General features: G+C 45.2%; 17 protein-coding genes. 14 read left to right on the forward strand and 3 right to left on the reverse strand.

Features of this window, described 5'->3' with window-relative positions; all coding sequences use genetic code 11:
• The first annotated feature begins 5 nt into the window (after positions 1–5).
• From MH144_RS02210 to MH144_RS02220, 3 genes are all read left to right on the forward strand, one after another.
• Entirely contained in the window at positions 6–761 is a 756-nt protein-coding gene (locus MH144_RS02210) for an amino acid ABC transporter permease (protein WP_239297449.1), read from the forward strand.
• Positions 761–1,513 carry an amino acid ABC transporter ATP-binding protein gene (locus tag MH144_RS02215; protein ID WP_239297450.1) on the forward strand — a complete coding sequence of 251 codons (753 nt, stop codon included), beginning with the start codon at positions 761–763 and terminating at the stop codon, positions 1,511–1,513. The genes MH144_RS02210 and MH144_RS02215 overlap by 1 nt, the downstream gene beginning before the upstream one ends.
• 255 nt (positions 1,514–1,768) lie before the next feature.
• A complete protein-coding gene (locus MH144_RS02220; protein ID WP_239297451.1) occupies positions 1,769–3,331 on the forward strand; it encodes a glycoside hydrolase family 43 protein in 1,563 nt (520 codons plus the stop codon).
• Here MH144_RS02220 and MH144_RS02225 read toward each other — a convergent pair.
• A complete protein-coding gene (locus MH144_RS02225) occupies positions 3,328–4,212 on the reverse strand; it encodes a helix-turn-helix domain-containing protein (RefSeq protein WP_239297452.1) in 885 nt (294 codons plus the stop codon). The two genes, MH144_RS02220 and MH144_RS02225, sit on opposite strands and share 4 nt — an antisense overlap.
• Before the next feature lie 71 nt (positions 4,213–4,283).
• Between MH144_RS02225 and MH144_RS02230 the strand changes: the two genes are divergently transcribed.
• Complete coding sequence (locus tag MH144_RS02230) at positions 4,284–5,174, forward strand: pectinesterase family protein (protein WP_239297453.1); 891 nt, start codon at positions 4,284–4,286, stop codon at positions 5,172–5,174.
• A 42-nt stretch (positions 5,175–5,216) separates the two neighbouring features.
• Positions 5,217–6,350 (forward strand): glycoside hydrolase family 88/105 protein, encoded by a 1,134-nt coding sequence (locus tag MH144_RS02235; protein WP_239297454.1) that lies wholly within the window; start codon positions 5,217–5,219, stop codon positions 6,348–6,350.
• Positions 6,351–6,483: 133 nt separating this feature from the next.
• On the opposite strand, the gene MH144_RS02240 is transcribed toward MH144_RS02235, so the two are convergent.
• Positions 6,484–8,787, reverse strand: coding sequence for a helix-turn-helix domain-containing protein (locus MH144_RS02240; RefSeq protein WP_239297455.1), 2,304 nt, complete (start codon positions 8,785–8,787; stop codon positions 6,484–6,486).
• 437 nt (positions 8,788–9,224) lie between these two features.
• Here MH144_RS02240 and MH144_RS02245 point away from each other — a divergent pair, with 437 nt between their 5' ends.
• The 8 genes from MH144_RS02245 (at position 9,225) to MH144_RS30685 (ending at position 17,858) form a co-directional block, all read left to right on the forward strand.
• Entirely contained in the window at positions 9,225–11,543 is a 2,319-nt protein-coding gene (locus MH144_RS02245; RefSeq protein ID WP_239297456.1) for a glycosyl hydrolase family 95 catalytic domain-containing protein, read from the forward strand.
• A 140-nt stretch (positions 11,544–11,683) separates the two neighbouring features.
• A complete protein-coding gene (locus tag MH144_RS02250) occupies positions 11,684–12,598 on the forward strand; it encodes an ABC transporter permease (protein WP_239299233.1) in 915 nt (304 codons plus the stop codon).
• Positions 12,599–12,613: 15 nt separating this feature from the next.
• Positions 12,614–13,492: a carbohydrate ABC transporter permease gene (locus tag MH144_RS02255; protein WP_062834731.1), complete on the forward strand. Its 879-nt coding sequence runs from the start codon at positions 12,614–12,616 to the stop codon at positions 13,490–13,492.
• 34 nt (positions 13,493–13,526) lie between these two features.
• Positions 13,527–15,116: an extracellular solute-binding protein gene (locus MH144_RS02260; RefSeq protein ID WP_239297457.1), complete on the forward strand. Its 1,590-nt coding sequence runs from the start codon at positions 13,527–13,529 to the stop codon at positions 15,114–15,116.
• A 380-nt stretch (positions 15,117–15,496) separates the two neighbouring features.
• Entirely contained in the window at positions 15,497–16,165 is a 669-nt protein-coding gene (locus MH144_RS02265) for a hypothetical protein (protein WP_239297458.1), read from the forward strand.
• A gap of 316 nt (positions 16,166–16,481) precedes the next feature.
• The gene (locus MH144_RS02270) at positions 16,482–16,715 is read left to right on the forward strand and encodes an XRE family transcriptional regulator (protein ID WP_239297459.1); all 234 of its coding nucleotides are present in this window, start codon (positions 16,482–16,484) and stop codon (positions 16,713–16,715) included.
• Positions 16,716–16,757: 42 nt separating this feature from the next.
• Positions 16,758–17,192 carry a DUF3888 domain-containing protein gene (locus MH144_RS02275; RefSeq protein ID WP_239297460.1) on the forward strand — a complete coding sequence of 145 codons (435 nt, stop codon included), beginning with the start codon at positions 16,758–16,760 and terminating at the stop codon, positions 17,190–17,192.
• Positions 17,193–17,246: 54 nt separating this feature from the next.
• Positions 17,247–17,858 carry a sugar O-acetyltransferase gene (locus tag MH144_RS30685; protein WP_275439937.1) on the forward strand — a complete coding sequence of 204 codons (612 nt, stop codon included), beginning with the start codon at positions 17,247–17,249 and terminating at the stop codon, positions 17,856–17,858.
• A gap of 36 nt (positions 17,859–17,894) precedes the next feature.
• On the opposite strand, the gene MH144_RS02290 is transcribed toward MH144_RS30685, so the two are convergent.
• On the reverse strand, positions 17,895–18,767 hold the full coding sequence (locus MH144_RS02290; protein ID WP_239297461.1) for an AraC family transcriptional regulator: 873 nt from the start codon (positions 18,765–18,767) through the stop codon (positions 17,895–17,897).
• Between the two features lie 308 nt (positions 18,768–19,075).
• On the opposite strand from MH144_RS02290, the gene MH144_RS02295 reads away from it, so the two are divergent.
• Positions 19,076–25,459 carry a rhamnogalacturonan lyase family protein gene (locus MH144_RS02295; RefSeq protein ID WP_239297462.1) on the forward strand — a complete coding sequence of 2,128 codons (6,384 nt, stop codon included), beginning with the start codon at positions 19,076–19,078 and terminating at the stop codon, positions 25,457–25,459.
• Positions 25,460–25,732 lie beyond the last annotated feature (273 nt).

Genomic DNA, 25,732 nt, shown 5'->3' on the forward strand with positions numbered 1-25,732 from the left:
ACTTCATGGGAGAAATTTTTGATATCAATGCGGTGTTTTCTGCCATTCCCCGACTATTAGAGGTTCTGCCTGTGAGTCTGCAGATCACAAGTATTTCAATGGTTATCGGTCTTGTATTTGCCTTGATCTTTGCCGTGATCCGCATGAGAAAGATTCCTGTACTCAGTCAGGTTGTGGCCGTGTTCATCTCGTTTATTCGGGGAACACCAATCATTGTACAGCTGTACTTAACGTATAACGGGATACCACTGTTGTTAAAGTTCATCAATCAACAGTATGGGACCGATTATAACATTAACGCTGTGCCTGCGATGCTGTTTGTTCTGGTGACATTTGCATTTAATGAAGCTGCTTATAACTCGGAGACGATCCGTGCAGCTCTGCAATCCGTAAACAAGGGGCAGATAGAAGCAGCCGAGTCGCTTGGCATGACTTATCTTCAAGTACTACGCAGAGTTATCGTACCTCAAGCCCTGGTCGTTGCCATTCCGCCGCTGGGTAATGCCTTGATCGGTTTGCTTAAGGGAACATCCCTGGCATTTGTCGCTGGGGTTATCGAGATGACTGCACAAGGTAAAATCATTTCCGGAAGCAATTTTCGGTTTTTCGAAGTTTATCTAGCACTCGCAATCATTTATTGGATCATGACGATTATTATTGAACAAATTTTGCGTTTCCTGGAGAAGAGATTCTCGATTCCCGATCCGGTACAAAAAACGATGAACAAAGGCTGGTTCTCCATGGGAAGGAGGGAGATCTGATGATCAAGGTAAGCAATTTGTCAAAGTCTTTTCACGGCAATCTCATTTTGGACGATATTTCGGTGGATATTGAGAAGGGAGATGTTGTAGCCCTTATTGGTTCGTCAGGTGCGGGGAAATCTACTTTTTTACGCTCTTTGAATTGCCTGGAAAAGGCAAACAAAGGCCTTCTGGACCTTGAAGGACTTAAGGTGGACTTCAGCAAAATTACAAGCAATGAGCGCCTGGAGCTGCGCAAACAAACCGCAATGGTCTTTCAGCAATTCAACCTTTTTCAGCACCGGACCGCACTGGACAATGTGAAAGAAGGTCTGAAGGTCGTCAAGAAAATGAAGGACAAGGATGCCACTGAAATTGCCAAAAGGCAGTTGGAACAGGTTGGGTTGGCCGAACGGGCGCATTATTATCCGAAACATCTGTCCGGAGGACAGCAACAGCGTGTCGGTATTGCGCGTGCGTTGGCAATGGAGCCCAAGCTTCTCCTGCTCGACGAGCCAACATCTGCACTTGATCCCGAGCTGGTAGGTGAGGTGCTGCAAACCATAAAAAAAACAGCTGCCAGCGGACAAACCATGCTGCTTGTTTCACACGAAATGAGCTTTGTATACGAAGTGGCCAACAAGGTACTTTTCCTGGACAAGGGGAAAATCGTAGAGGAAGGAACGCCGGATGAAGTATTTAATCACCCGAAATCACAGCGGGCTAAGGAGTTTCTACAGAATTACTTCCGTAACAAATCCGGCAACCTCTAATTTAGACAGTAACGAAAAGCATTTGAACTAAAAAAGTTATGCCGCCAGCGCGCATCGATATTCAATCGGTGCGCGTTGTTTGTATTTGGGTCGTAATGTCGTTAAGTGTATTTATATGTATAACTTCAAATCAAAAATGGATTGAACAAGAAAGTATAAAAAGAAGGGAACTGAACATGGAATAAGCAAGAAATTTACATCTGATTGAACTATAATGGGCGTGTTTACAATACATTTGCTGGAGGAGAGCTGACATTGAGAACATTTCAAAACCCCGTACTCCCCGGATTTTACCCTGACCCATCAGCCATAAGAGTGGGAGAGGATTATTATCTGGTAACTTCAAGCTTTGAATATTTCCCTGGCGTGCCTCTGTTTCACAGTAAGGATATGGTTAACTGGCGTCAGCTCGGCCATATCCTGGATCGGCCTTCTCAATTGAATCTAGATCATATCGCTCCATCTATGGGAATCTGGGCACCTACGATCCGGTATCATAATGGGACCTTTTATATGATCACAACCTACGTCGATAATGAGAAACAGCAGCATAATTTCTATGTTACGGCTACTGATCCTGCCGGAGACTGGTCAGATCCTGTTTGGCTAGAAGATGCTCCCGGTATTGATCCATCCCTGTTCTTCGATGATGGCCGCGTATATTATACAGGCAACCGAGTTCCTCCAGGCGGGCAGGAATATCCCAAACACATGGATATCTGGTTGCAGGAAATCGATCTAAGTCAAGGTAGACTGATTGGAGAGAAGTATAGTATCTGGCAGGGCGCACTTAAGGTTGCACATGCACAGGAAGGTGCTCATCTATACAAAATTGGCGAATGGTACTATGTGACTGTCGCAGAAGGAGGAACTGGCCACACTCATGCAGTTACCATAGCAAGGAGCAGGAAGGTCAAGGGTCCTTATGAGGGTCACAAAGCTAATCCGATTTTGACTCACAGGCATCTTGGAAGAGAGTTTCCAATTGTCAACGTGGGCCACGGCGAACTGGTGGAGACTCACCATGGCGAGTGGTGGATGTTTTGTCTTGCTTCCCGCACTGCGGGAGGTTATTACCGCAATCTTGGTCGTGAGACGTTTCTTGCACCTGTAATTTGGGAAAATGAGTGGCCAGTGGTTAGTCCTGGAAAAGGAATGTTGGAATTTGAGACGGTTGCCCCGAATCTGCCAGAACACACGTGGGAGATCCCCTCTGTGAGAGAGGATTTTAATGTTCCAGAACTATCTCCCGTTTGGAATTTCCTTCGAACACCCCGTGGTGAGTTCTGGAGTCTAACTGAACATCCAGGATATCTGCGTTTGAAACTGAAGCCGGAACAGTTAACTGCGCAAGGGAACCCCTCTTTTATTGGACGACGCCAACAGCATTTAAGCTTTATCGCTGCAGTACGTCTTATATTTGAACCTCAAGCGGATGGTGAAGTGGCTGGCTTAGTACTGCTGCATAACGCGAACTTTCATTTCCGCTTTGTCTTATCACGTGAAGGTGACAGGTATATTCTTCGCCTAATCGAACGTTTCGAGGGAGAAGAAAAAGAGCTTGGTTCTGACCGATGTGATGGAGGCAGAGTTCAGCTGAAAGTGGAAGCCCGTCATCAGGATTATAGCTTTTACTTTAGAACAGAAGAGGCAGATGAGTGGAAGACACTCTGCACGAATGTCGATGGAAGGCTGTTAAGCACTGACCTGGCCGGAGGCTTTACAGGAACATACATCGGCCTGTACGCCAGCTCTCAGGGAGCTCCTAGTACAACGTTTGCTGACTTTGATTGGTTTGATTATGAAGGTTTGAATTAGAGTTCTTTATTAGGTTGAAACAGGCTTTCCCCCTGACGAAATTTGATTTCTTTTCGATAGTGTGAAGGGTTGTAACCTGTTACTCTCTTGAAGGTTTTGTTAAAGTGGGACAGATGCTCAAACCCGACATGTGAGGCAATGTCCTGGATTTTGCTATTGGATTGGGTAATGAGTCGCTTGGCCTGTTGAATTCGAATATGCACGACATACTCCCGAAAATGAAAGCCTGTCAGTCTGTAGAATATGCGGCTCAAGTAGGAAGAGCTGATGAAAAATTGTCTGGCCGTTTCTTCCAAAGTCAGTGGCTTCTCATAATGTTCGCGAATATAAGTAGCGACGTCGGTAACCAGGTTGTGCAGTGGGTGCTTCGTGTTATCACTCTGTGAGAGAGGTTCTGTACGTTGAAGGAGAATCATTAATTCAGCAAATAAAGTTAGAACACTTGTTTCGTAAAACGGTCGACATTCCTGACATTCCTCAACCATACGTATCAGAAGGTTTTCTGCTTCGTTCTGCTCTCGTAGCATCAGTCGAAAAAGGTGAAAGCCGCGCTTGTTAAACCATTGCGTATCATCCTGAAGCGGGGTGGGTAGAAGTGCTGGATTATAATTAATTAGAATTCGTTCAAATTCAGCAATTTCGGAGCTTGCGGTCGCATGCATCTCATCGGATTGGATCAGAATAATCTCTCCTTTTTGAAGCGTGACCACTTGACTATCTACAAAATATATACGTTCACCTTCTTTAAGATAATACAGTTCAACGAAAGGATGACTGTGAGCCCGGGGCATAGCTGTGATGCCTGCACGTTTCATGTGCTGGATGCTGAATTGCTCGTTTGCCACATGGTATTTCGGTTGGGAAACGCTTACACTTTTCATGGCCGCTCCTTATCACTCGGTAGTTATTACCATTATAGTTTATCTCCAAAGTAGGTTGAAAGGGGAAACGTATGTTGATTACTGTATCTGCTGGACAAAACGGAGATTATTCCAATCTCCAGGATGCTGTGGATTCGATCTCTCAAGGGCATAAATCGGAGGTTACGATTCGAATCAAACCAGGGCTCTATCAAGAGAAAGTAACCATCCCATCTGATGCTCCGCCCATTCTATTGCTCGGCGAAGATTCAGACACCACAATTATAAGCTGGTCGGATAATGCACATACACTGGATGCAGAGGGAAAACCACTCGGAACATTTCGCTCAGGGACCATAAATATATTTGCGAAGCAGTTTACTGCCGAGAATATAACGATCCAAAATGCCTCTGGACCAGGGACGGGGCAGGCTGTAGCCGCCTTTGTTGACGGAGACCATGCCGTCTTTCGCAGAGTGCGTTTTCTCGGTAACCAGGATACGTTATATACGGGCCCAGGGAAGCAGTATTATAACGATTGTTATATTGAGGGGGATGTAGATTATATTTTTGGTCCGGCTACGGCGCTCTTTGATCACTGCCAACTTCATAATAAAAGATCAAGAGGGTACATAACGGCAGCTTCCACACCGGAAGGTACACCATTCGGATATGTCTTTTTGGATTGCCGAATTACAAGTGGTGAAGGGGTTCACGATGTGTATCTTGGGCGTCCTTGGCGTCCTTATGGGCATGTTGCTTTTCTGCGAACAGTTATGGATGGTTCCATTACAGGCGAGGGCTGGCATAATTGGGGGGAGCCTGATAGAGAGAAAACTTGTCGTTATGAGGAATACGAGAGTCGTGGCGCAGGCTCTAATCCATCGGAAAGAGTTTCTTGGTCGCGGCAACTGACATCAGCGGAGACGATGAAGTATCAGATTATAAATATTCTGGACGGATGGCATCCCGAAGGTTACTGAGCAGCATTACCCTTACTATTGAAATGACAGGAGGTCACGGAGATGACCAAGATAGAGGCCAAAATTGCAAGCAACGCCCGGAAAATTGCGGATACCGTTATAGGACAGTGTAATGAAAAGGGAGAGCATGAGTACGTTCTGAAACGTTGGGCTTACGTACCCGGGATGCTGTTGATGGCGATGATGCGCACTGGAAAATGGTTTGACGAACCTGCTTATACCGCGTTTGTACGGCGTCACATGGACACCTTTATTCAGAAGGACGGTTCCATTCGGACCTACTCACTGGAGGAGTACAATCTGGATCAGATTAATCAGGGGAAGAATCTGTTCTGGTTGCTCCAAGAAACAGGAGATGATCGGTATGCTGAGGCCGCTCATCTTCTCGCCGCACAGCTTATTAGTCAACCTCGAACCTCTGAAGGTGGATTCTGGCACAAAAAGGTATATCCGTTTCAAATGTGGCTGGATGGTCTGTATATGTCTTCACCCTTTTTGGCAGAATATGCCAAGGTATTTGCACGTCCCGAATTACTGGACGAGGTGGCTCATCAGTTATTGCTGATTGAGCATAAAACTCGCGATCCTCGGACCGGTCTGCTCTACCACGGCTGGGACGAATCCCGTGAACAGGAATGGGCAGATAGCCGCACGGGCTTGTCATCGCAATTCTGGAGTCGGGCAGTAGGCTGGTACATGATGTCACTTGTAGACTGCCTTGATCATTTCCCGATAACGCATTCGAAGCGTGGAACCATAATTGGTATTTTCCATCGGTTGTGCCTTGCCCTGCTTCAGGTACAGGATAAAGAAACAGGACTGTGGTATCAGGTACTGGATCAAGCCGGCCGGAAGGGTAATTACTTAGAGGCGTCCGGTTCATGCATGTTTGTATATGCTTTGGCAAAAGGACTGAGGCGTGGTTATTTGGAAGCGGGATTTGAAAATGCGATGCTTAGAGGGTATAAGGGTATCGAAGAGCATCTCACGGAAGAAGATGCACATGGTATACATCTGAAACAAATATGCCATGGAGCAGGATTAAGCCTAGATCGAAATGGTTCCTACGACTATTATATTTCGGAGGAGATCGTTGAAGATGTTCCAATGGGAATGGCACCCTATCTGCTTGCTTCCCTTGAAGTGGAACGTTATGTTAACAGAAGTGAATCATGATGCTAGAGCAGAACATACCATGTTACAAAAGATAGTTTACCTTTTAAGACTCCTTAATCATGACGACTATCTAAAAAGAGGCCTCTCCAAATTGGAAAGGTCTCTTTGTCGGTTATTGATTGACCGGTATAATTTAAGGTTTGCTTTTTGCGGTAGAGATTTGATTATTTTCCAAGGTTGTTGCGCCGGCGCGATTTCGATATTCACCGGGAGTCATATCATTTAACTGTTTGAATCGGCGGATGAAGCTTGACACGTTGTAATACCCAACTTCCTCCGCTACGGATGATAGCGGTTTCAAAGTTGTGGTCAGTAAATGCTGAGCTTTCTTCATCCGTAATTCGGTCACATACTCAAGTGGGGTCTGACCGGTCTGTTCCTTAAACAATTGACTCAGATTGGGCAAAGCCATGCCAAATGTCTCTGACATTCCCTGAAGAGAAAATTCACATTGGTCAAAATGCTCCTCAATGTATTGGGTGATCAAGTTGAGGGATCGGGACGCTGGTTCTTTTGCAGATGTTTCCTTATTCAGTCTCTCAAACGCGAGGGATAAATCCTGACTGATAGATTGAATCAATTGCTCGAATTCATCGATTGTCTCCAGACGCTCCAGTACAAATATATCGGGATATTGGGCGGAGTGTTGCTCGCTCATCCCCAGTCCAATCCATATCTCATTAACGGAACGAATAATATCGTAGCACAAACTACGGGCAATAATTAAAGGTACCTGCTTTTGCCGGATAAAATCAGTAATATTCGAGAGAGCACTTTGAATCTTATCCATCTTGCCTTTACGAACAGCCCGCTGCAGGCTCTCCATCTCTGCGTGGGGATAGGACTCTTGGTGATTGAAGCTCATCGGAATATCGTGATACCGAATAACCCGGTTAACACCTTGAATGAATCGATAATCCATGGCTGTCTGCGCTTCAAGATAGGAACGGGGACTTTCTGAAACCAAGGTTCGGGTACCGACACCAAGAGTTACCGTCCCGCCTAATAATTCATGTAATCGTTCTTGGAATTGATCCATACAGGCAGGCGTGTCATCAGTAATAGTTTCTTGAATAAGCAGGAGGAATACATAACGACCCGTCTCAAAATGCTCAATTCCCAAAATGGGATGAGGACCGGGATAGCTTTGTTCCATTTCCTGAACGGTATGATTATTCATGGAATGTACATGCTCGGCAGTTTCAATAATGATAACCTGGGTTTGTGCCTCGTCGGTCAGTTCTACAATGTTGCTATCATATTCAGTGATTTCTGATAAGGATTGAATTTCACCCTTTAGCAGCGCGAAAACCATCTGTTTTTTGACAGCGGATGAGTGATTTTTAACACGGTTATCGAGATCTTTATTTTGATTGGCCAGGCTGGTTAACGTATAACGAACGGTTTCAAGTTCATTCAATGATTTCATCTTTTGAGGGAATAAACGATGGCTTTCCTTGCGCAGCAAATGGATGGGTCTATAATTGGAACGCATGCTTACATAAATGATGCCTCCGCCGACAATCAAAATGGCTATTATTCCGTAGGTCAGCCAGTTTTGGGCATGATTCACTTTATCCATTACGACATGGATCGGAAGCAAACTTGCATATTTCCATCCAGACTGCTTGGATTCCATGAGGAAAAGATAGTAATTGGTTCCCTCCAGTGTAATCTCCTGATAAGGAGCGTGATTACCTTCCGTAATAAGCTTCGATAAGGCTAAACGGGAGGGGCTGCCTTCTTTTGCAATAGAAGTAACGAGCTGATTATTCTGGTCAAAGATCCACATGGATCCTTCAGCTTTTTCATATGTGGACATTAATTGATGAATGGATCTTTCATTGATCAAATACACTATGGTTCCGTAAGGTTTAGCTTGATTCGGAAACATCGGTTGAATCATTCTCAGATAGCGTTCATCCGATTTTTCATCATAACCTGGTGAGAGCAGGGAAGCTGTCCTGGATTCCTGCAAATCGGTAATCATGGATGATGCGGGCCAATCTTCAAATTGATAAATTTGATTGGAGATCATCGGCAATGAATAGACACCGCTGCTTGTAAAAACAGCAGGGTCCGACTTGAAATATACCCAGATTTCATGAATAAACGGGCTCATTCGTTGGTAACGTTTTAACTCCCGTGTGATTCCCCAAGCTTTATAACCCCATTGCTCTGAAATTCGATAAGGGTACAAACTGTTATCTTCAATTAGCATTTGCCTCGTGGTATCTTCGATCCTACCTAATTGCTCGTCCATGGATTCACGCATGTTATCCAGCGTATTCAGATTGCCGGCAATCACTTCCTCCTCCAGTTGGCTCACGAAGAAACTATAGACCAACATCGCAATCAGGGTGATGGGAAGCAGAAGAAGGATGATGTAGGACAACAGGTATTTTATGAAGATTTTATAGGAATGGTTGTCGGTCATCTCGTTTAGCCCCCCTGAAAGAGTATTGGTTCGCTCGTTCATTTTTTAGCAAACTTCCCTGGCGAAGCTCGTATAGCACGCGAGCATGTTAGTGACAAGCAAGGTGATTAGCATTATTTTAGATGATTCCATTCCATACATCTACCTTTTTTTCCTTTTTCATTCAGAATGGTAATGGCAGCGATGGTTGGCAGGCAAATATTCAGGATTTGATATAACCAATTAGTTTGATTATAGAGCTGAAAAGTTATATTTAGTGGATTTCAGATAAATTGCTTATAAATAAAGCACATAAATTTTGTACATTGTAAGCCTTTTCAAGACTGTGATAAGGTCGTTTTGCATTAAAGGTTTAAGCGGATTAGGCAGGGAAACCTGCTTCAATTCAATTCCGCGAGTTTTTCCTTTGCTAAACAACAAATAAAGAGGTGAAGTGAATGAGATTAAGATCTGAATCCTTGATGTGGTACGATACTCCAGCTCGTAACTGGGAGGAAGCACTACCCATCGGAAACGGAAGGTTAGGTGGAATGGTTTTTGGAAACATCAAGCAGGAACAAATCCAGTTTAATGAGGATTCGATATGGTCTGGTGGACCCAGAAATCGGAATAACCCGGATGCCAAGGAACATCTGCCTCATATACGGCAGCTCTTGTTCGACGGTAAATTAAAGGAAGCTCATGAACTCGCGGAAGCAGCTCTTTCCGGTACGCCATGCAGCCAAAGGCACTATATGACAGCCGGTGACTTGATAATTCGTATGAATCATACGGTAGATCCGGTGGATTCCGCAGATTACAGGAGAGAACTGAATCTGGAGCAGGCGATTGTTCGTACGGAATATGTGTATGAAGGCGTCAGGTTCCGCAGAGAAGTATTTTGCAGCTACCCTGCGCAGGTCATGGTGATTCGGCTGGATGCGGATCGTCCAGGGAGTTTGAGCTTCATGGCGAGATTCGAACGAAAAAAGGGCCGGCATATGGAACTGTCTTATCGAAAAGGTGAAGATACCATCATAATGTCCAATCCATGCGGAGGAGTTAACGAAGCGTCATATACGGCCGTGGTAAAAGCCGTTGCCTCAGGGGGGACTGTTCAGGCGATTGGGGAGCATTTGAAAGTACAAGGGGCGAACCAAGTAACCTTATTTCTGTCCGTGGCTTCCGGCTTCCGGTACGATAAACCAGAACGGCAAGCCTGTGAATGGGTTGACCAAGCAGCTGTCCAAACGTATGAAAAGTTAAAGAATGAACATGTGCTTGATTACCAACAGTTGTTTCAACGGGTCAAGCTGGAGCTTGCGGACCTTTCGGAAAATGATCATCATCTATTGCCTGCTTCAAAGCGGCTTGAGCTTGTACAAAAAGGAGCCGAAGATTCCGGGCTAAATACACTATACTTCCACTTTGGAAGGTATCTTCTTATTTCATCGAGCAGGCCTGGCGCTCTTCCGGCCAATTTGCAAGGAATATGGAATGACTCCATGACACCGCCGTGGGACAGCAAATACACAATTAATATCAATACCCAGATGAATTACTGGCCCGCTGAGACGTGTAATCTGGCAGAATGCCATGAGCCTTTAATTGAACTGGTCGAACGGATGAAGGTCAACGGGAAAGTGACCGCACAAATGATGTACGATTGCAGAGGTTTCGTCGCCCACCACAATACGGATCTCTGGGCAGACACCGCTCCCCAGGATATTTATGCTGCAGCAACTCAGTGGGTCATGGGCGGGGCATGGCTTACGCTCCACCTATGGGAACACTATCAATTTTATCCGGATAAGGTTTTCTTGGAACGAGCATATGACACAATGAGGGAAGCGGCGTTGTTTTTTGTGGACTTTCTTGTTCAAAGTCCTGAAGGCTATCTGGTCACCAATCCTTCTGTTTCACCCGAGAACCGTTATAAGTTACCGAGTGGGGAAGCAGGAACATTATGTTATGGTCCCACGATGGACACGCAAATTATTGAGGAATTATTCAGGGCATGCGTGGAAGCGAGCCTTGTGTTGAACGTTGATCAAGATCTCCGGGAGCAATGGGAGAAAATGATCAAACAATTGCCACCTATGAAAATTGGCAAGCATGGACAGCTGCAAGAATGGCTGGTGGATTATGACGAAACAGATGCGGGCCATCGTCATATCTCCCATTTGTTTGGACTTCATCCCGGTTCAACCATCAGTCCTGACCTGACGCCAGAGCTGGCAGAAGGTGCGAAAACGACACTGATTCGGCGGTTGGAAAATGGGGGAGGGCATACGGGCTGGAGTAGAGCCTGGATCATTAACTTCTGGGCAAGGCTGCTGAATGGAGAGCAGGCCTATGAGCATACACAACAACTTCTTCGGCAATCAACCCTGCCCAATTTATTTGATAACCATCCTCCGTTCCAGATCGATGGTAATTTTGGTGGTATTGCAGGCATTGCGGAAATGCTGCTGCAAAGTCATTTAAATTACATTCAGTTTCTCCCGGCCCTTCCAGCTGTATGGCCAGCGGGTAGTGTGACCGGCCTGCGGGCCAGAGGAGGATTCGTCATTGACATGACATGGGCTGACCAACAAATGAAGACAGCGTCCGTACGCTCTGAGATTGGAGGACGCATCCGTTTGTTCTCGCAGCATCCTATCCATGTAACTACCGCGGACGGGCAGCCGGTAGCTACAGATCGTAAGGGGAATATTACCGAATTCACTACAGCCGCAAATACCGTATATACATTGGCCTCTGCAGGTGAAATATAAAAATTGTATATAATTATTGAATATTGTAAACGCTTTCCTTCTGGTGATATATTCGGCGTGCAACATTATACATCCACCCATAAGGAGGTGACACTGTGAAATTGGCTATGAAACAGAATAGGAAGTTCGGGAATCGGGGTATGGGCGAATATTTTAATATGCTGGGTAAGGACTTCCAGAAGCATAAGATTGTTTACTTTCTGGGACTGTTCGGGATTAGCTATTACATCATTTTTAGCTATATACCGATGTATGGCGTTAGCATCGCTTTTAAAAATTACTCACCGGTCAAAGGCATTTTGGGAAGCGAGTGGATCGGTTTTCAGAACTTTGTAGATTTCTTCCAAAGCTTTTACTTTTGGAGGTTACTGCGGAATACGCTGATCATCAGCATTTACGAGCTGCTCATTGCTTTTCCTGCGCCCATTATTTTAGCTCTGCTGTTAAATGAGGTAAGGCATACCTTTTTCAAACGGTTGACACAGACGATCACGTATCTGCCACACTTCGTGTCTATTGTTGTAATTAGTGGCATGATTGTAGACTTCTCAAGAAAAGCGGGATTGTTTAACATCATATTGAGCTGGTTTGGTGTTGAAGCACAAAATTTATTGCTGGATCCATCCCTATTTAGAACCATATTTGTAGGTTCGGGAATATGGCAGGGTATCGGCTGGGGATCCATTATTTACCTCGCTGCATTATCAGCCATTGATACTCAGCTGTACGATGCAGCCACAGTGGACGGCGCGAACCGGTGGAAGCAAATGCTGCATGTAACGTTACCGGGCATCATGCCAACGATCGTTATACTGCTGATTCTGCGCATTGGTGGCATCATGGATGTCGGTTTTGAGAAGGTAATCCTGTTGTATAATCCTCAAACCTACGAAACGGCAGATGTCATCTCCAGTTTTGTATACAGGCGTGGACTTCTGGAGGCGAATTACAGCTACAGCACCGCTGTCAGCTTGTTTAATTCCGTCATTAACTTCATTCTTCTGATTCTGGCAAACCGGATTAGTCGGAAAATCAATGATACGAGTCTATGGTAGAGGAGGATACCTGGCATGATAAAACGCAGCTTGGGCGATAAAATATTTGACACATTAAACATTGTGTTTTTGACAGGGCTGATGATCATTACTCTCTATCCTTTTCTCTATGTGATCTTTGCATCGCTCAGTGTGCCGTCAGAATTGGTCAAACACAGCGGCCTTCTCCTGTGGCCTAAAGGGTTCTATCCAGAAGCCTACAAATTAGTGCTCAAAAACCCGATGATCATCTCCGGCTATAAGAACACCCTGTTTTATGTAGTGGTTGGAACCACGCTAAACGTGTTTTTTACGGCGTTGTTTGCTTTTGTTTTATCACGAAGAGATATGTATTGGAAAAAGTATATGATGATGATGGTTGTCTTCACCATGTTTTTCAGCGGCGGTCTCATTCCTGGCTATATTTTGGTGAAAAACCTGGGGATGCTCGATACGCGCTGGGCTCTTATCATTCCCGGATTGATCGCCACCTGGAACCTCATTATTATGAGAACTTCATTTCAGGCTATCCCGGTTGAGCTTGAAGAGGCGGCAAAGATTGATGGAGCATCCGATTTCCGAATTTTTGCCCAGATCATCTTACCTCTATCGGTTCCTGTACTTGCCGTGATGGCATTGTTCTACGGCGTAGGTCATTGGAACTCATGGACAGGGGCTCTAATTTATTTGCGGGATCGGGAGCTGTTTCCGCTGCAGCTGGTTCTGCGGGAGATTCTCATTGAGAACAGCACGACGGACACAACCAACCTGTCCACTGCGACGGGAGATCCATTCCTAGGAGAAGTGGTTAAGTACGCTACTATAATCGTGGCTACGTTGCCTATTCTGGTGCTGTATCCATTTATCCAGAAATACTTCACAAAAGGTGTCATGATAGGAGCCCTGAAGGGCTGAGTACCTTATACTAGCTGAATAATGGGGGATGAGTATGAAGGTTACGAAGGTAGGAAAAATGTCCTTAGGCATCCTGATGGCTGCATCGTTAATAGCGGGGTGCGGAGATGTCAAAACGGGTGATCAGGAAGGTACAACTGACCCAAAAAACGAAGCAGTCAGCTTTCTCTGGAACGGTAAATTCAGCAGTAAAATCCCAGAACTTAAGGGCTATGGTGATGTGGCAGCGTACAAAGAGATTCAGAAACGGACAGGTATCACGATTAATTTTCAGGAAAATGATACGAGCAATCTCTCCCAGTTCAATATTATGCTGGCCTCAGGAACCTATCCCGACATTATATATGTTCCGAGCAACTACCCTGGAGGCGTAGCCAAGCTTATTGAAGACGGTGTAGCCATACCGCTAAATGATCTGATTGATCAATATGCGCCTAACTACAAGAAACTGCTAGAGGAGAATCCGGAAATCAAAAAGCAGGTTATGCTGGATGATGGTACAATAGCCAAATTCCCGCAGGTCAATCTTGATCTTAGACGCAACGCGTGGGCCGGAACGATGATCCGTCAGGATTGGCTGGATCAGGTAGGGCTTTCGATGCCAAAGACCATTGATGAGTGGTATATCGCATTAAAAGCTTTTAAAGAAAATGACATGAACGGAAATGGCGATAAGTATGACGAAATTCCGCTCGGTGATCAAAGTGGAATGGGCAGCATTACATCCTTCAGCACAGCATATGGTCTACTCGTTACCTTTCAGATGAATCCACAGACGGGTAAGATCACCTATGGTCCCTATGAACCCGCATTCAAAGATTATCTTGCTATGATGAATAAATGGTACCAAGAAGGCTTGATTGATAGTGAATTCGCAGCTACCGACAAGAAAGGCTTTGAAGCGAAGTTCTCGAATAATATTGTAGGCGCTTACGGTGGGACCATTTCCGGCATAAATACGTACAAAAACCAAATGCAGGCGGCTGTTCCCGATTTTAAACTGGTAGGTGTCTCGCCTCCGGTTGGACCTGCAGGCCAATCGTTCAGTGCAGCGGAACAACTGGCACAATATGTACCTCTCGAAGGAGCAGTTGTCAGCTCACAGGCCAAAGATCCAGAGAAGGTAATGAAGTTGCTCGACTTCATGGTTAGTGAGGAAGGGAGTGACCTGCAGAACTGGGGCCTTGAAGGGGAGAGCTATGTTATAGAGAATGGAAAGAAGAAATTTACGGATGCCATATGGAACGACCCGAATTATGAAGCACGAGTAGCCGTTTCGCGTTATGCCTATCCGACTTCAGGGATGGTTAAGGTGATGAGTTATGATGCCTGGGCTTCATTTGAACTGGAGCATCCGGAAGCCAAGGAAGCCAATGAAAGATGGTTCAATGCGGATCGCACACTGCTGCTGCCACCGCTCTTGTTCAGTGGGAGTGAAAGTCAGGAAATCAGCAGAATTATGAGTGAAGTGGATACTTATATGAAAGAAATGCTGTTAAAGTTCGTGATGGGTAACGAACCCCTGGAGAACTTCGACACATACAAGGATACACTTCAGAAAATGAACATTGAAAAAGCGATCGAAATCTACCAAGTAGCGTATGATCGCTACCAACAAAGATAAAGTCAAATAGAATGGAGCAGTCTGCCAATGAGCAGCTGCTTCTTTTTTTATTATATTATTGGACAGTTTGACGTAACATACGAAACGTTGAAGGACATGAGCTGCTTAGTAAAAACAACTAACTGTTCTTTTTATACTGTACATAGAAGTAATATAGTAAGACCAATGATAACAACGGCTCATATATCAAACACGAGAATCGGGATTGGAATGATCTCTCCAAACGTTAGCAAAAATAATGAATCATTTAAGGCTTATGGTAAAGAGAGACTTCCTATTTTATGTGAATCAGGTTGATGATTGTGGGTTAATAACGGGGAAATGACTATTCTGGTTATGTAGGTTGCTATTCATAAAAAGTATAGGGAAGGTGAAACTTTTTGGATCTTGTCATTTATTCGGCTTTGGCACTAATTTATTTGTTTCTTGTGATCAGGATTGCTACTCAATTATCTGGAAAAAGACAATGGCTCAATTACTCCATCTTCCAGATCTTTGTATTATTCAGTCTTGCGTACGATAACGGAATTATCGCAGCTGGTCATCTCATAGGTGAAGGAGAGCTGCTAAAGAGACTTAGTAGTGTTCGCTTTTGGCTTCATGCCTTTGCAACTCCCACGTTGATACTTGTAGGCTACTACATCCTGCGCAGCTCACAAGTCAAATTTTCAAAACACATCATTACACATATTGCTGCGTGGTTAATAACAGTGGGCCTTATCATTTACCAAATTGTAAGTTCAACTATACATGAGGTTAACACTCTCACTCCCATAGAGGAGTATGGGGTTTTGAGGTATACGTCAGAAAGTCTTGCTGGTCCGCCCTTTATGGTTATCATCGTTGGTTTTCTGCTGTTGTTAATCGGTGTAATCGTTCTAGTAAAACAAAAATGGGTATGGCTGTTCGTTGGAACCGTACTGTTATTTGTGGGGCAGGGGATCCAAATACCCTTAGCAAGCACAGCTTTAACAAATATATACGAACTTCTTCTCATGGTGTCCATATGGATCACCACTTCAAGAGCTTTAGATTCTCAGAGACCATAAGGTTCCTGTAATACGTTATAGAGTTGATTGAAGTAAAAGAAGAAAAGGTGAAATGTCTAATGGATGATTGACTCGTTCATTAGACATTTTTTGTTGTGGAGTAATAACTGTGCTAATGAACAGGATATTTGAAATCAACGAAGGGTACAATACTACAAAAACTCTGGGGGTACTCCGTGTTTAAACCATTTGTTTGGTTGATTTTAATTTTTACTTTATCCGTTGGGTTCAATTGGGCCACTAGTAGGGAACGCTCATGTAGAGGATAAACAACGCGTAAGGTTAGATATGACGGTATACAGGAGGTTTTCGTTTTATGAAATTCGAACTAGGACGCTGCTTACTGAATGAACGCTTGATGGAATCCGGAAAGTCAGCAGAGTGGCTGGCAAAAGAATTACTTTTTAAACCGGAACGGGTTTACGACTTTATGGAAAACAAACGGGTGATGCCGCTTAAAATGGCCATATCGATCGCCGACTCTATCGGTTGTGACGTTCGTGCCTTGTATGAATTAATTCCGAGTGATATCGAAGTCAAGGGAGATTGATGAAATGTTGGAATGCGCTATCTCTAACCGGAGGTGAAGTCCTTGTTTGGAAGAGTGGTAAGAAGATTACTTGTATCGCTTCTCTGTCTGACGCTTATTTTGGAACCCGCAAAAACCTATGCTGAAACGCATACATATTGTAAGGACCAAAGACTGATCCTAACTCTTTTAAGTCCGACAATAGAAGAGCAACTAACCCTCTTTTATAAAGATCGATTGATTGAGAAACCTATGTTTGCTCCTTTTCTAGGTGGGAATGACCTAAGCATAGATTATCATGATTCATACATTATTGCCCACGTAACGGTTGAACCGTACGTTGGTCCCCACTTAAGTGTTGGTCAGGATCTGATTACGTTTCATATAGACAATGCCGGCGAGGTCAAAGTCATTGCATATCATCATATCAAAAGTTACGAGCTTCCACCAAATTGGAGGGATGTGGTCATTCCAACTGCAACCTTCAGACAAATGTAAATGTTGCGCTGTAAATAATCGAAATACTTGTTTAACAAGGAGTTGAGTTTTTTTATGACAAAACAATATCAAAGGTTACTTGAGGGGAAATTGTATGAAACCGATGAACAGATCCAAGAAATGAAAAATAAAGGGCGGTATCTCTCTAGATTATTTAATCAAACCACAGAAGAAGAGAATGCTCTCAGAAAGGACTTGATTAAAGACCTGTTTGGGAAAATAGGTGAAAATTATACAGTGAAGCCACCCTTTTATTGTAGTCATGGGTCTCATATCAACGTAGGAAATCATTTTTTCTGTAATTTTAATTGTATCTTTTTAGACCTCAATACGATTGAGATCGGCAATAATGTATTTATTGGTCCAAGAGTTAGTATTTATACTGCTCTTCATCCCATTGATAAAGAAGTCAGGAGCACAGGACTCGAGTATGCGTTACCCGTAGTCATTGAAGATGATGTTTGGATCGCAGGAGATGTTGTCATTAATCCAGGAGTAACCATTGGGAAGGGAAGTATTATTGGTTCTGGTTCGGTGGTTACCAAAGATATCCCTGAAAATGTGATTGCTCATGGCAATCCATGTAGAGTTCATAGATCAATTACAGATGCGGATAAAGAATACTGGAATGAGGTGTTAGCCGAGTACAAGGAAAGTTTAGAATAAATGGTTTTTTAATGCCGAAATGGAGTAGGAATTTGGCTACTCATAATAGATGGCTTCGTAAGGAAACTCTAACTTATTCAAGCGATATTCTTTGGGTGACATGGACATATATTGCCGAAAAACTTTGCCAAAATAGCTTGGACTCTCAAAACCGCATTGTTGACCAATCTGGGAAATTGGAAGCTCAGTCGTGCGGAGTAGTCGGATTGCAACCTCAATCCGTCTGTCTTTGAGATAGGCTAGCGGTGATGTTTTCTCCGATTTCTGAAATAATCTGCACAAGTAATGCTTATTGATATCACAATGGCTGGCCAGCAAATCGAGCGTCAAAGGGGAAGCATAATTCTCCCGGATGAACTTTTTGCATTTCTCGATCGTGGTAATCGAAAGGACGCCGATATCTCTCTCCGCATCCCGACTTGTCTGAACCAAGATAAGCAACCACTGATAGACTTGCATGGACAAACGATACTTGTCCGTTACTTTCTCTTGATGAATCAAATGGATGATCTGCCATAACTCCTGAATCAGGGGAGAATCCGCGTTTCGTAGAATGACATGTCCCTCGTTATCATGAATCATATCCCAGATCCGGTTCGCTTCATCCCCCCGAATGTTTATCCAGATAAATTCCCAAGGTTCGTTATTCTCTTGCTTATAGTAATAGCAATGTTCTCCAGAGATTTTAACCAGTAGGGCATGTCCTTTAGGTAAAGGAAGCGTTTGATTATCAATATCCAGATAGCCCTGTCCATTAAGCGTGTATTGAAAAACAACGTGCCCAGGGTCCGGTCTATTGTCACTTGGACAGCGATATTCCTCGCTGGAGACGATCTGCCATCCAATAGAGTCCAGTGTCATGATTGATGTATCGTCGTTACGAAAAGCATAAGAGACCGTATGAACCATACTTTCATCCCCTGCCTAAAAAAGTCAATTATATTATATAATACGTCACATTTTTTAGATTGTCTGCCTTTTTTTACACCTGTAAGATAATTGTAAGCGGTAACATAAAAAGGGGGTGACTATCGTTGTGTTCCTTTGGTTAGTGAAAGCAAGTTTTCCTGCAACAAAGGAATAGTGCTTCACAAGTCCAACGAACGACTAACATCAAGCAGGGCAGATGAACCATATTCCTGGGGCTGTCTTACAACACAAAGATTTCTTTCCCCAGATTCTAAAATGAATTTTTGGATAAAGGAGGAGCTAATCCAATGGACCGAAGAACTGTTTCCATCCAGAAATCGATATTTGTATCTTTTCTAGCATTCCTTATGGTTATTTCATTGGCTGTACCTCCGGCTCCGGCACGTGCAGAGTCATCAGACATCCTGACGGGCCGCCAGGGAGAATATCTTAACCGGGGTCTGGTTGCGGTTCTCGTAGACAACGGCGTTTTTTTAAGCTGGAGGTATTTAAACAATGATCCTGATGATATCGCTTTCAATATATACAAAAACGGAACCAAAGTGAACGCGTCACCGATCAGCGACGTGACAAACTATGTGGACACAACCGGCTTCGACAGCTCGCAATATCAGATTTCCACCATCATTGCGGGCAAGGAGCAAATGCAGCCAGAGGTTGTATCGGTCTGGCATAACGATTACCTGCCTATTCCACTGGATAAGCCGGCTGACGGCCGGACCAAGGATGGTGGAACTTACTCTTATTATGCCGGCGATGCTTCCGTAGCGGACTTGGACGGTGATGGCGAATATGAAATCGTCTTCCTGTGGAGTCCGAGTAATTCCAAAGACAATTCGCAGGCAGGTTATACCGGCAATGTCTATATCGATGCCATCAAGCTGGACGGCACAAAGCTGTGGAGGATTGACCTTGGAGTCAATATCCGTGCCGGAGCCCATTATACGCAACTCATGGTATACGATCTGGATGGCAACGGAAAAGCCGAAGTCGTTGTGAAAACAGCGGACGGCACAAAAGACGGACAAGGCACGGTCATTGGTGACGGCACGAAAGATTACCGCAACGAGGGCGGATACATACTGTCAGGGCCGGAGTATCTCACGCTGTTTGACGGTGAGACCGGAGCGGCCGTATCCACCGTGGATTACAATCCCCCAAGAGGAAACGTCAGTGATTGGGGCGACGGGTACGGCAACCGTGTAGACCGCTTCCTTGGCGCCATCGCTTATCTGGACGGCACGAAGCCAAGTGTTGTGATGAGCCGCGGTTATTATACCCGCACTGTGCTTGCTGCTTATGATTATGTTGGCGGAAAACTCGTGCAGCGCTGGATCTTCGACACAAACGAAGCAGGAGCACAATATCAAGGACAAGGTAACCATAACTTAAGTGTACTGGATGCCGACAATGACGGCAAAGATGAAATCATGTTCGGCGCCTTAGCCATCGACGATGATGGCGGTTTGATGTACAGCACCGGGCTCGGTCACGGTGATGCCATGCACGCCGGACAGCTCGATCCGAACCGGGAGGGCTACCAGGTCGTAAGCGTGCATGAGCATTCGGACGCTGCGTACGGACTGGAGATGCGAGATGCGGCTACAGGTGAAATTCTCTGGGGACAAAAAACAGGTTTCGACACCGGCCGCGGAATGTCGGCGGACATTGATCCGAACTATCCTGGCTACGAGTCATGGGCCACAACCATTACCAATGGGCAAAGTGTCCCTGTAACCAATACCTACTCAGCTGCCGGAGAGGCTATCTATACTGCGGAAGAAGGACCTAAAACCGCAAACTTTGCGATTTGGTGGGATGGAGATCTTCAGCGGGAGCTGTTCGATCATGAGTGGGATAACAGTACAGCCAGAGGAATTCCACTCATCTATAAGTGGGATTACGAGAACAAAAAGCTGGATGAAATTTTCCGGGCGACTGGTACGTTAACGAACAACCATACCAAAGGAAATCCAGCGCTACAGGCGGACATTCTGGGTGACTGGCGTGAGGAAATTCTACTGCGTAGCGAAGATAGTTCGGAATACCGTCTCTATACGACGACCATTCCTTCAGATTATCGTATTCCTACGCTGATGCAGGACCCTGTATATCGACTTGGTGTAGCATGGCAAAATGTATCTTACAACCAGCCGCCTCATACAGGCTTCTATCTTGGAGCGGAAGCAACAGCATTCCCTAAAGCGGATCTGTCACTGACGCGTGAAGCAGAAATGCTGGAGTCCGTCTATCGCTTTGACTTTGGTACCGAGACAGCGTCAGGGAATACGGCAGTACAGGATACGCTTTACGCACAAGATACGGGCTACGGCTTCATAGAAACAAGTGGGGTTACCGTAGGGGCAGACCAGGTTTCGGTTGAGACCGGTACGACATTTGCTGTTGACCTGCCCAATGCCAACTATAAGGTGACATTGCGGCTGGGGAATGATTCGCGTGGCTCCAACGTTGGAGTCAAATCCGAATTCGTCCAGAAGTTAGCTATGACGAATGTAAAAGCGGGAGAACCGCTGGAGTATTCCTATGACATTGCCCTGGTGGATGGTCAGCTTGATTTCCTCTTCACGGGTACAGCCATAGACATCCAAGACATTATCATAGAGAAATATCCGGATAAATCGGCCGGTGCCGCAACGACGATCTATATGGCCGGTGATTCAACCATGCAATCTTACAGTGAAATGCAGGCACCACAAGAGGGGTGGGGTCAGCAATTCGGTCGTTACTTCTCAAATGGGGCAGTGATCGTGAACGACGCGATCGGCGGCCGAAGCAGCAAATCGTTTATGGTAGACGGTCGTCTGGATACGATCCTGCAGCGAATCAAGCCGGGAGATTTCTTCTTCATTTCCTTCGGTCACAATGATGCCAGTGCAGGGATACCGGACCGTTATGCATCACCAGAAGATTATAAAATGTATTTGGCCCGATATGTAAACGGTACCAAACAGCGAGGTGCAACACCGGTATTGCTTACTCCGGTTGGACGCAGAGATTTCAATACGGTAACGCAGGAATTCAACGTCAGTTTCCCGGCATATGTGCAGGCTGCCAAAGAGGTGGCAGAGGAGCTTGACGTGCCGCTGATTGATCTCAGCAAGCTGAGCATTGCGTACTACGACAAAATCGGTAATGCTGCAACGGAGAAAGTGTTCCTTTACGCTAATCCGGGTGAATATCCGAAATACCCAAATGGAATCAACGATAATACACACTTCAGCAGTTATGGCGCACAGAAAATTGCCGGACTGGTTGCAGGCGCGGTCAAAGACATGGAGTTGAGTATTTCTTCTCTGGTTATCGACCCGGATATGTCCGAGCCGGAACCGGAGCCAGAAATTCAGCTCTACGAAGAGGATTTTGAAGGATACGCTGCCGACTACCAGTATGCGATGGTCAATGCTACGGGTATTGCAGGAACGATGACAGGGACCGTTGTAGAACAAAGCGGAAATAAAGTGCTGTCCGTCACGGGATCCGGATCAGGTCATCGGGCTAAAGTGTTCCGTTTGTTCGATGCCGTAAACGGTGATCAGGTAAACGTGAAGTTTGATTGGCAATCGGGCAATGTAAGTGCCTATCCGTCAGAGGGGCATCTTACTATCATGGATTCTAACGAAAATGCGCTTTTCACACTGTATACGAAAACCGGAAGTTCCAAAATTCATTATTATGTCGGTGCTTATAATCCGGACTATGGCACAGGCGATACAGCCATACCTGAAGGTGGAACGGCTACAGAGATCTCCAAGAACCAGTGGGTCAATGTGGATGCAACCGTTAATTTTGCCAAGAAAACGCTGGATATGACGTTAACGAACATAGCGGATCCGACAGTTACACAGACGATCGAATCTATTCAGATGAGTTCCGGTGCTTACGCGGACAACGTCAGAGCCTTTAGGTTCTTGGGTACGAGAAAAGGCGGTGGAGGCACGCTGAACTGGACGACTCAGATCGATAACGTGCGAATTGAAGGCACTCAGCTCCCTTCCGAGGGCGGCGATCAAACGGCTTTGATTGCTCTGTATGATGAGATCAAAGCACTGGATCTGTCGGAATATACAGAAGCATCGAAAGCAGTGGTGAATCGGGCTTTGGCAGCTGCGGAAGCCATATTCAATACAGAAGCCACTCAGGCCCAGGTTGACCACACATTTAACATGTTAAATGTCGCCAAGGGTTCATTGACCAAAGAGACGGCTGAAGAGGTAAGTGAGTACAAGTTTGATTTTGGTTCCGGCAGCACTGCTGATGGATATATCAAGGTAGATGCCAAGCGAGCGTACATCGAAGGAAATGGGTATGGCTTTGCCGATACTGCGCTGACCGAAGATGTGAACCGGGAAACCGGAGATGCGCTCAAGGAGGATTTCACGCGGGTAAACGGAACTTCCTTCCTGGTGGAAATGGAACCAGCCAATTACCGGGTAACGATGACCGTTGGGGATGCGGAGGAATCGACAAGCGCAAGTGTCGTCGCGGAGCAGATGACGAAGCTGCCGCTTACAACCATTTCCAAGGGTGATTTTAAAGAAATCACTTATGACATTGCTCTGATTGACGGAGTGTTTAACTTTGACTTCGCTGGAAATACACCGAAGATTAATGGACTGAAGATTGAGCGTCTGCCTGAAAACGGCGCGGGCGATAAGCCTGTCATTTATTTGGCTAGCGATTCCACCGTTGCCAATTACGCGGAGAACTATCGCCCGCAAGCAGGCTGGGGCGAAACGCTGGGCGGATATTTTGATCAAAATGAAATCAGCGTTGATAACCGGGCAGTCGGTGGGCTCAGCAGCAAGACCTTCCTGGTCGGTGGATATCTCAACGATCTTTTGCTCGATATTCATGAAGGCGATTATCTGTTTATGCAGTGGTCTCATAACGATTCCACGCCGTCCCGCCCGGAGCGCTATCTTACGCCTGAGCAATTCAAGGTATATTTGAAAGAATACATTGATGGAGCTCGGCAAAGAGGGGCGATTCCGATTCTGGTCACTCCAGTTAACCGTCGTGATTTTACTGGAGAGATCCTGAACAAAAGCTTCCCGGAATATGTTCAGGCCATGAAAGAAACGGCGGAGGAGACGGAAACACTTATCATCGATCTGAACCAGGCAAGCTGGGAGTATTTCCAGGAGCTTGGGACAGAAGGAACCAAGTCGATATTCATGTGGGTAGGTACAACGGAAGACAATACACATTTGCAGATGAACGGTGCAATCAAGGTATCTGAACTTGTGGCACGTCTTGTGAAAGAACTGAATATACCGCTGTCAGCCTTAGTCACACTGGAAGGGGAATCACCGGAACAGACAGCTCCGCATACGACGGTATCCGTTGAAGGGGAGAAGCATGACGGGTGGTATACTTCTCCAGTACAAGTAACCTTTACAGCAACTGATGAAGATTCCGAGATTGAAGGAACCTATTATCAAATTAATGGTGGCGAAACGGTGAGTGGTACACAGTTGACTCTAAGTGAAGAAGGTACACATACCATCACTTACTGGAGCGTCGATGTGGATGGTAACCAAGAGAGTGAGCAGACTCTGACCCTATCTATTGATCTCGTACCACCAACCATTGAAATTCAGGGTCAAACCGAATACACCATTGATCAGCACGTGGAAATTGGCTATACAGCCTCCGATTCGGTATCCGGCGTAACAGAACCGACGGGTGTGCTCCTGGACACTCCGGCTTATACACTGGAACCCGGCCTGAACAAGTTGACGGCAAACGTATCCGATTTGGCTGGCTGGGAACAGACGGTAGAATATAGCTTTGGAGTTATTGCTACATTTGATAGCCTGATTAATCTGACCAACTCCTTTGCGAATGAATCGATAGATCCTAATGCAAATGCTCTTGCTGAGCAGCTCGCGAACACATTAGAGCAGGCCAACCAGGCAGCTATTAATCATGAAGGAGCAAAGGCACGTCAACTTCTTGCATCTTACGGTAATGATGTTCAAGCAGCTAGAGGAACCGTATTTACGGATGAGCAGGCCAATGTGCTGCTTAAGTGGGAAGAATGGCTCAACCAAGCAACTCCACTAGCGAACGGGGCGCCTGGAACGCCTGTGTTATCTGATAATAACGGTTACGATACGGGTCTCAAAGACGGGGATTACACGGTCACGATGAATCTGTGGTGGGGCAATAACGGCAATCAGTTCAAACTGTATGAGAATGGCGAATTGATCAAGGAAATTGCACTGGTCGATCAATCACCATCCGCTCAATCTGTTCAAGTAGATATTACTGGAAAGAAAAATGGCACCTATATTTATACCGGAGAATTAATCAATTCACTGGGTACCACCATGAGTGTTCCACTGACAGTCATTGTTACCGATGCTTCTCCGGGGCAAGCCGTTCTATCAAACGACAACTGGGACGGTGACGGCAACTATAATGTCAGCATGAATCTGTGGTGGGGAACGAATGCAACCGAATACGAACTCTACGAAAATGGTATATTGATCGACACACAGTCGCTGCAATCGAATACACCTAATGCACAATCTGCGGTTACCGCAATCACCGGAAGGGGACCTGGAATCTATGAGTATGAAGCTGTACTTCGTAATTCTTCAGGGGAAACCAGAACTTCCAAGTTAAATGTAACCGTACGAAAGTAGGCTAAAAAGGTTAAGGGTTCATCAACCACAAGTCATTAAAGTAGCTTAGGTTTATAAAAAGTGCTATTCCTCATCCATTTGAGGAGTAGCACTTTTATATTTTGAGAGATCGTAAAGGTGCATGTTTACGTTTTTAGATTCGTCGTAAAAGGAAGTATATTTGAGCTGAAATCTGCTCAAGTTTGTTCACAAGTAGGTACTCCTACATACATTTATGGATAAACAACAGAAATGGACGTCCCAATAAAGGACGTCCATTTTTATTAACTCACC

The sequence above is a fragment of the Paenibacillus sp. ACRRY genome, from assembly GCF_022346995.1.
In the GTDB taxonomy this organism is placed as follows: Bacteria; Bacillota; Bacilli; order Paenibacillales; family Paenibacillaceae; genus Paenibacillus.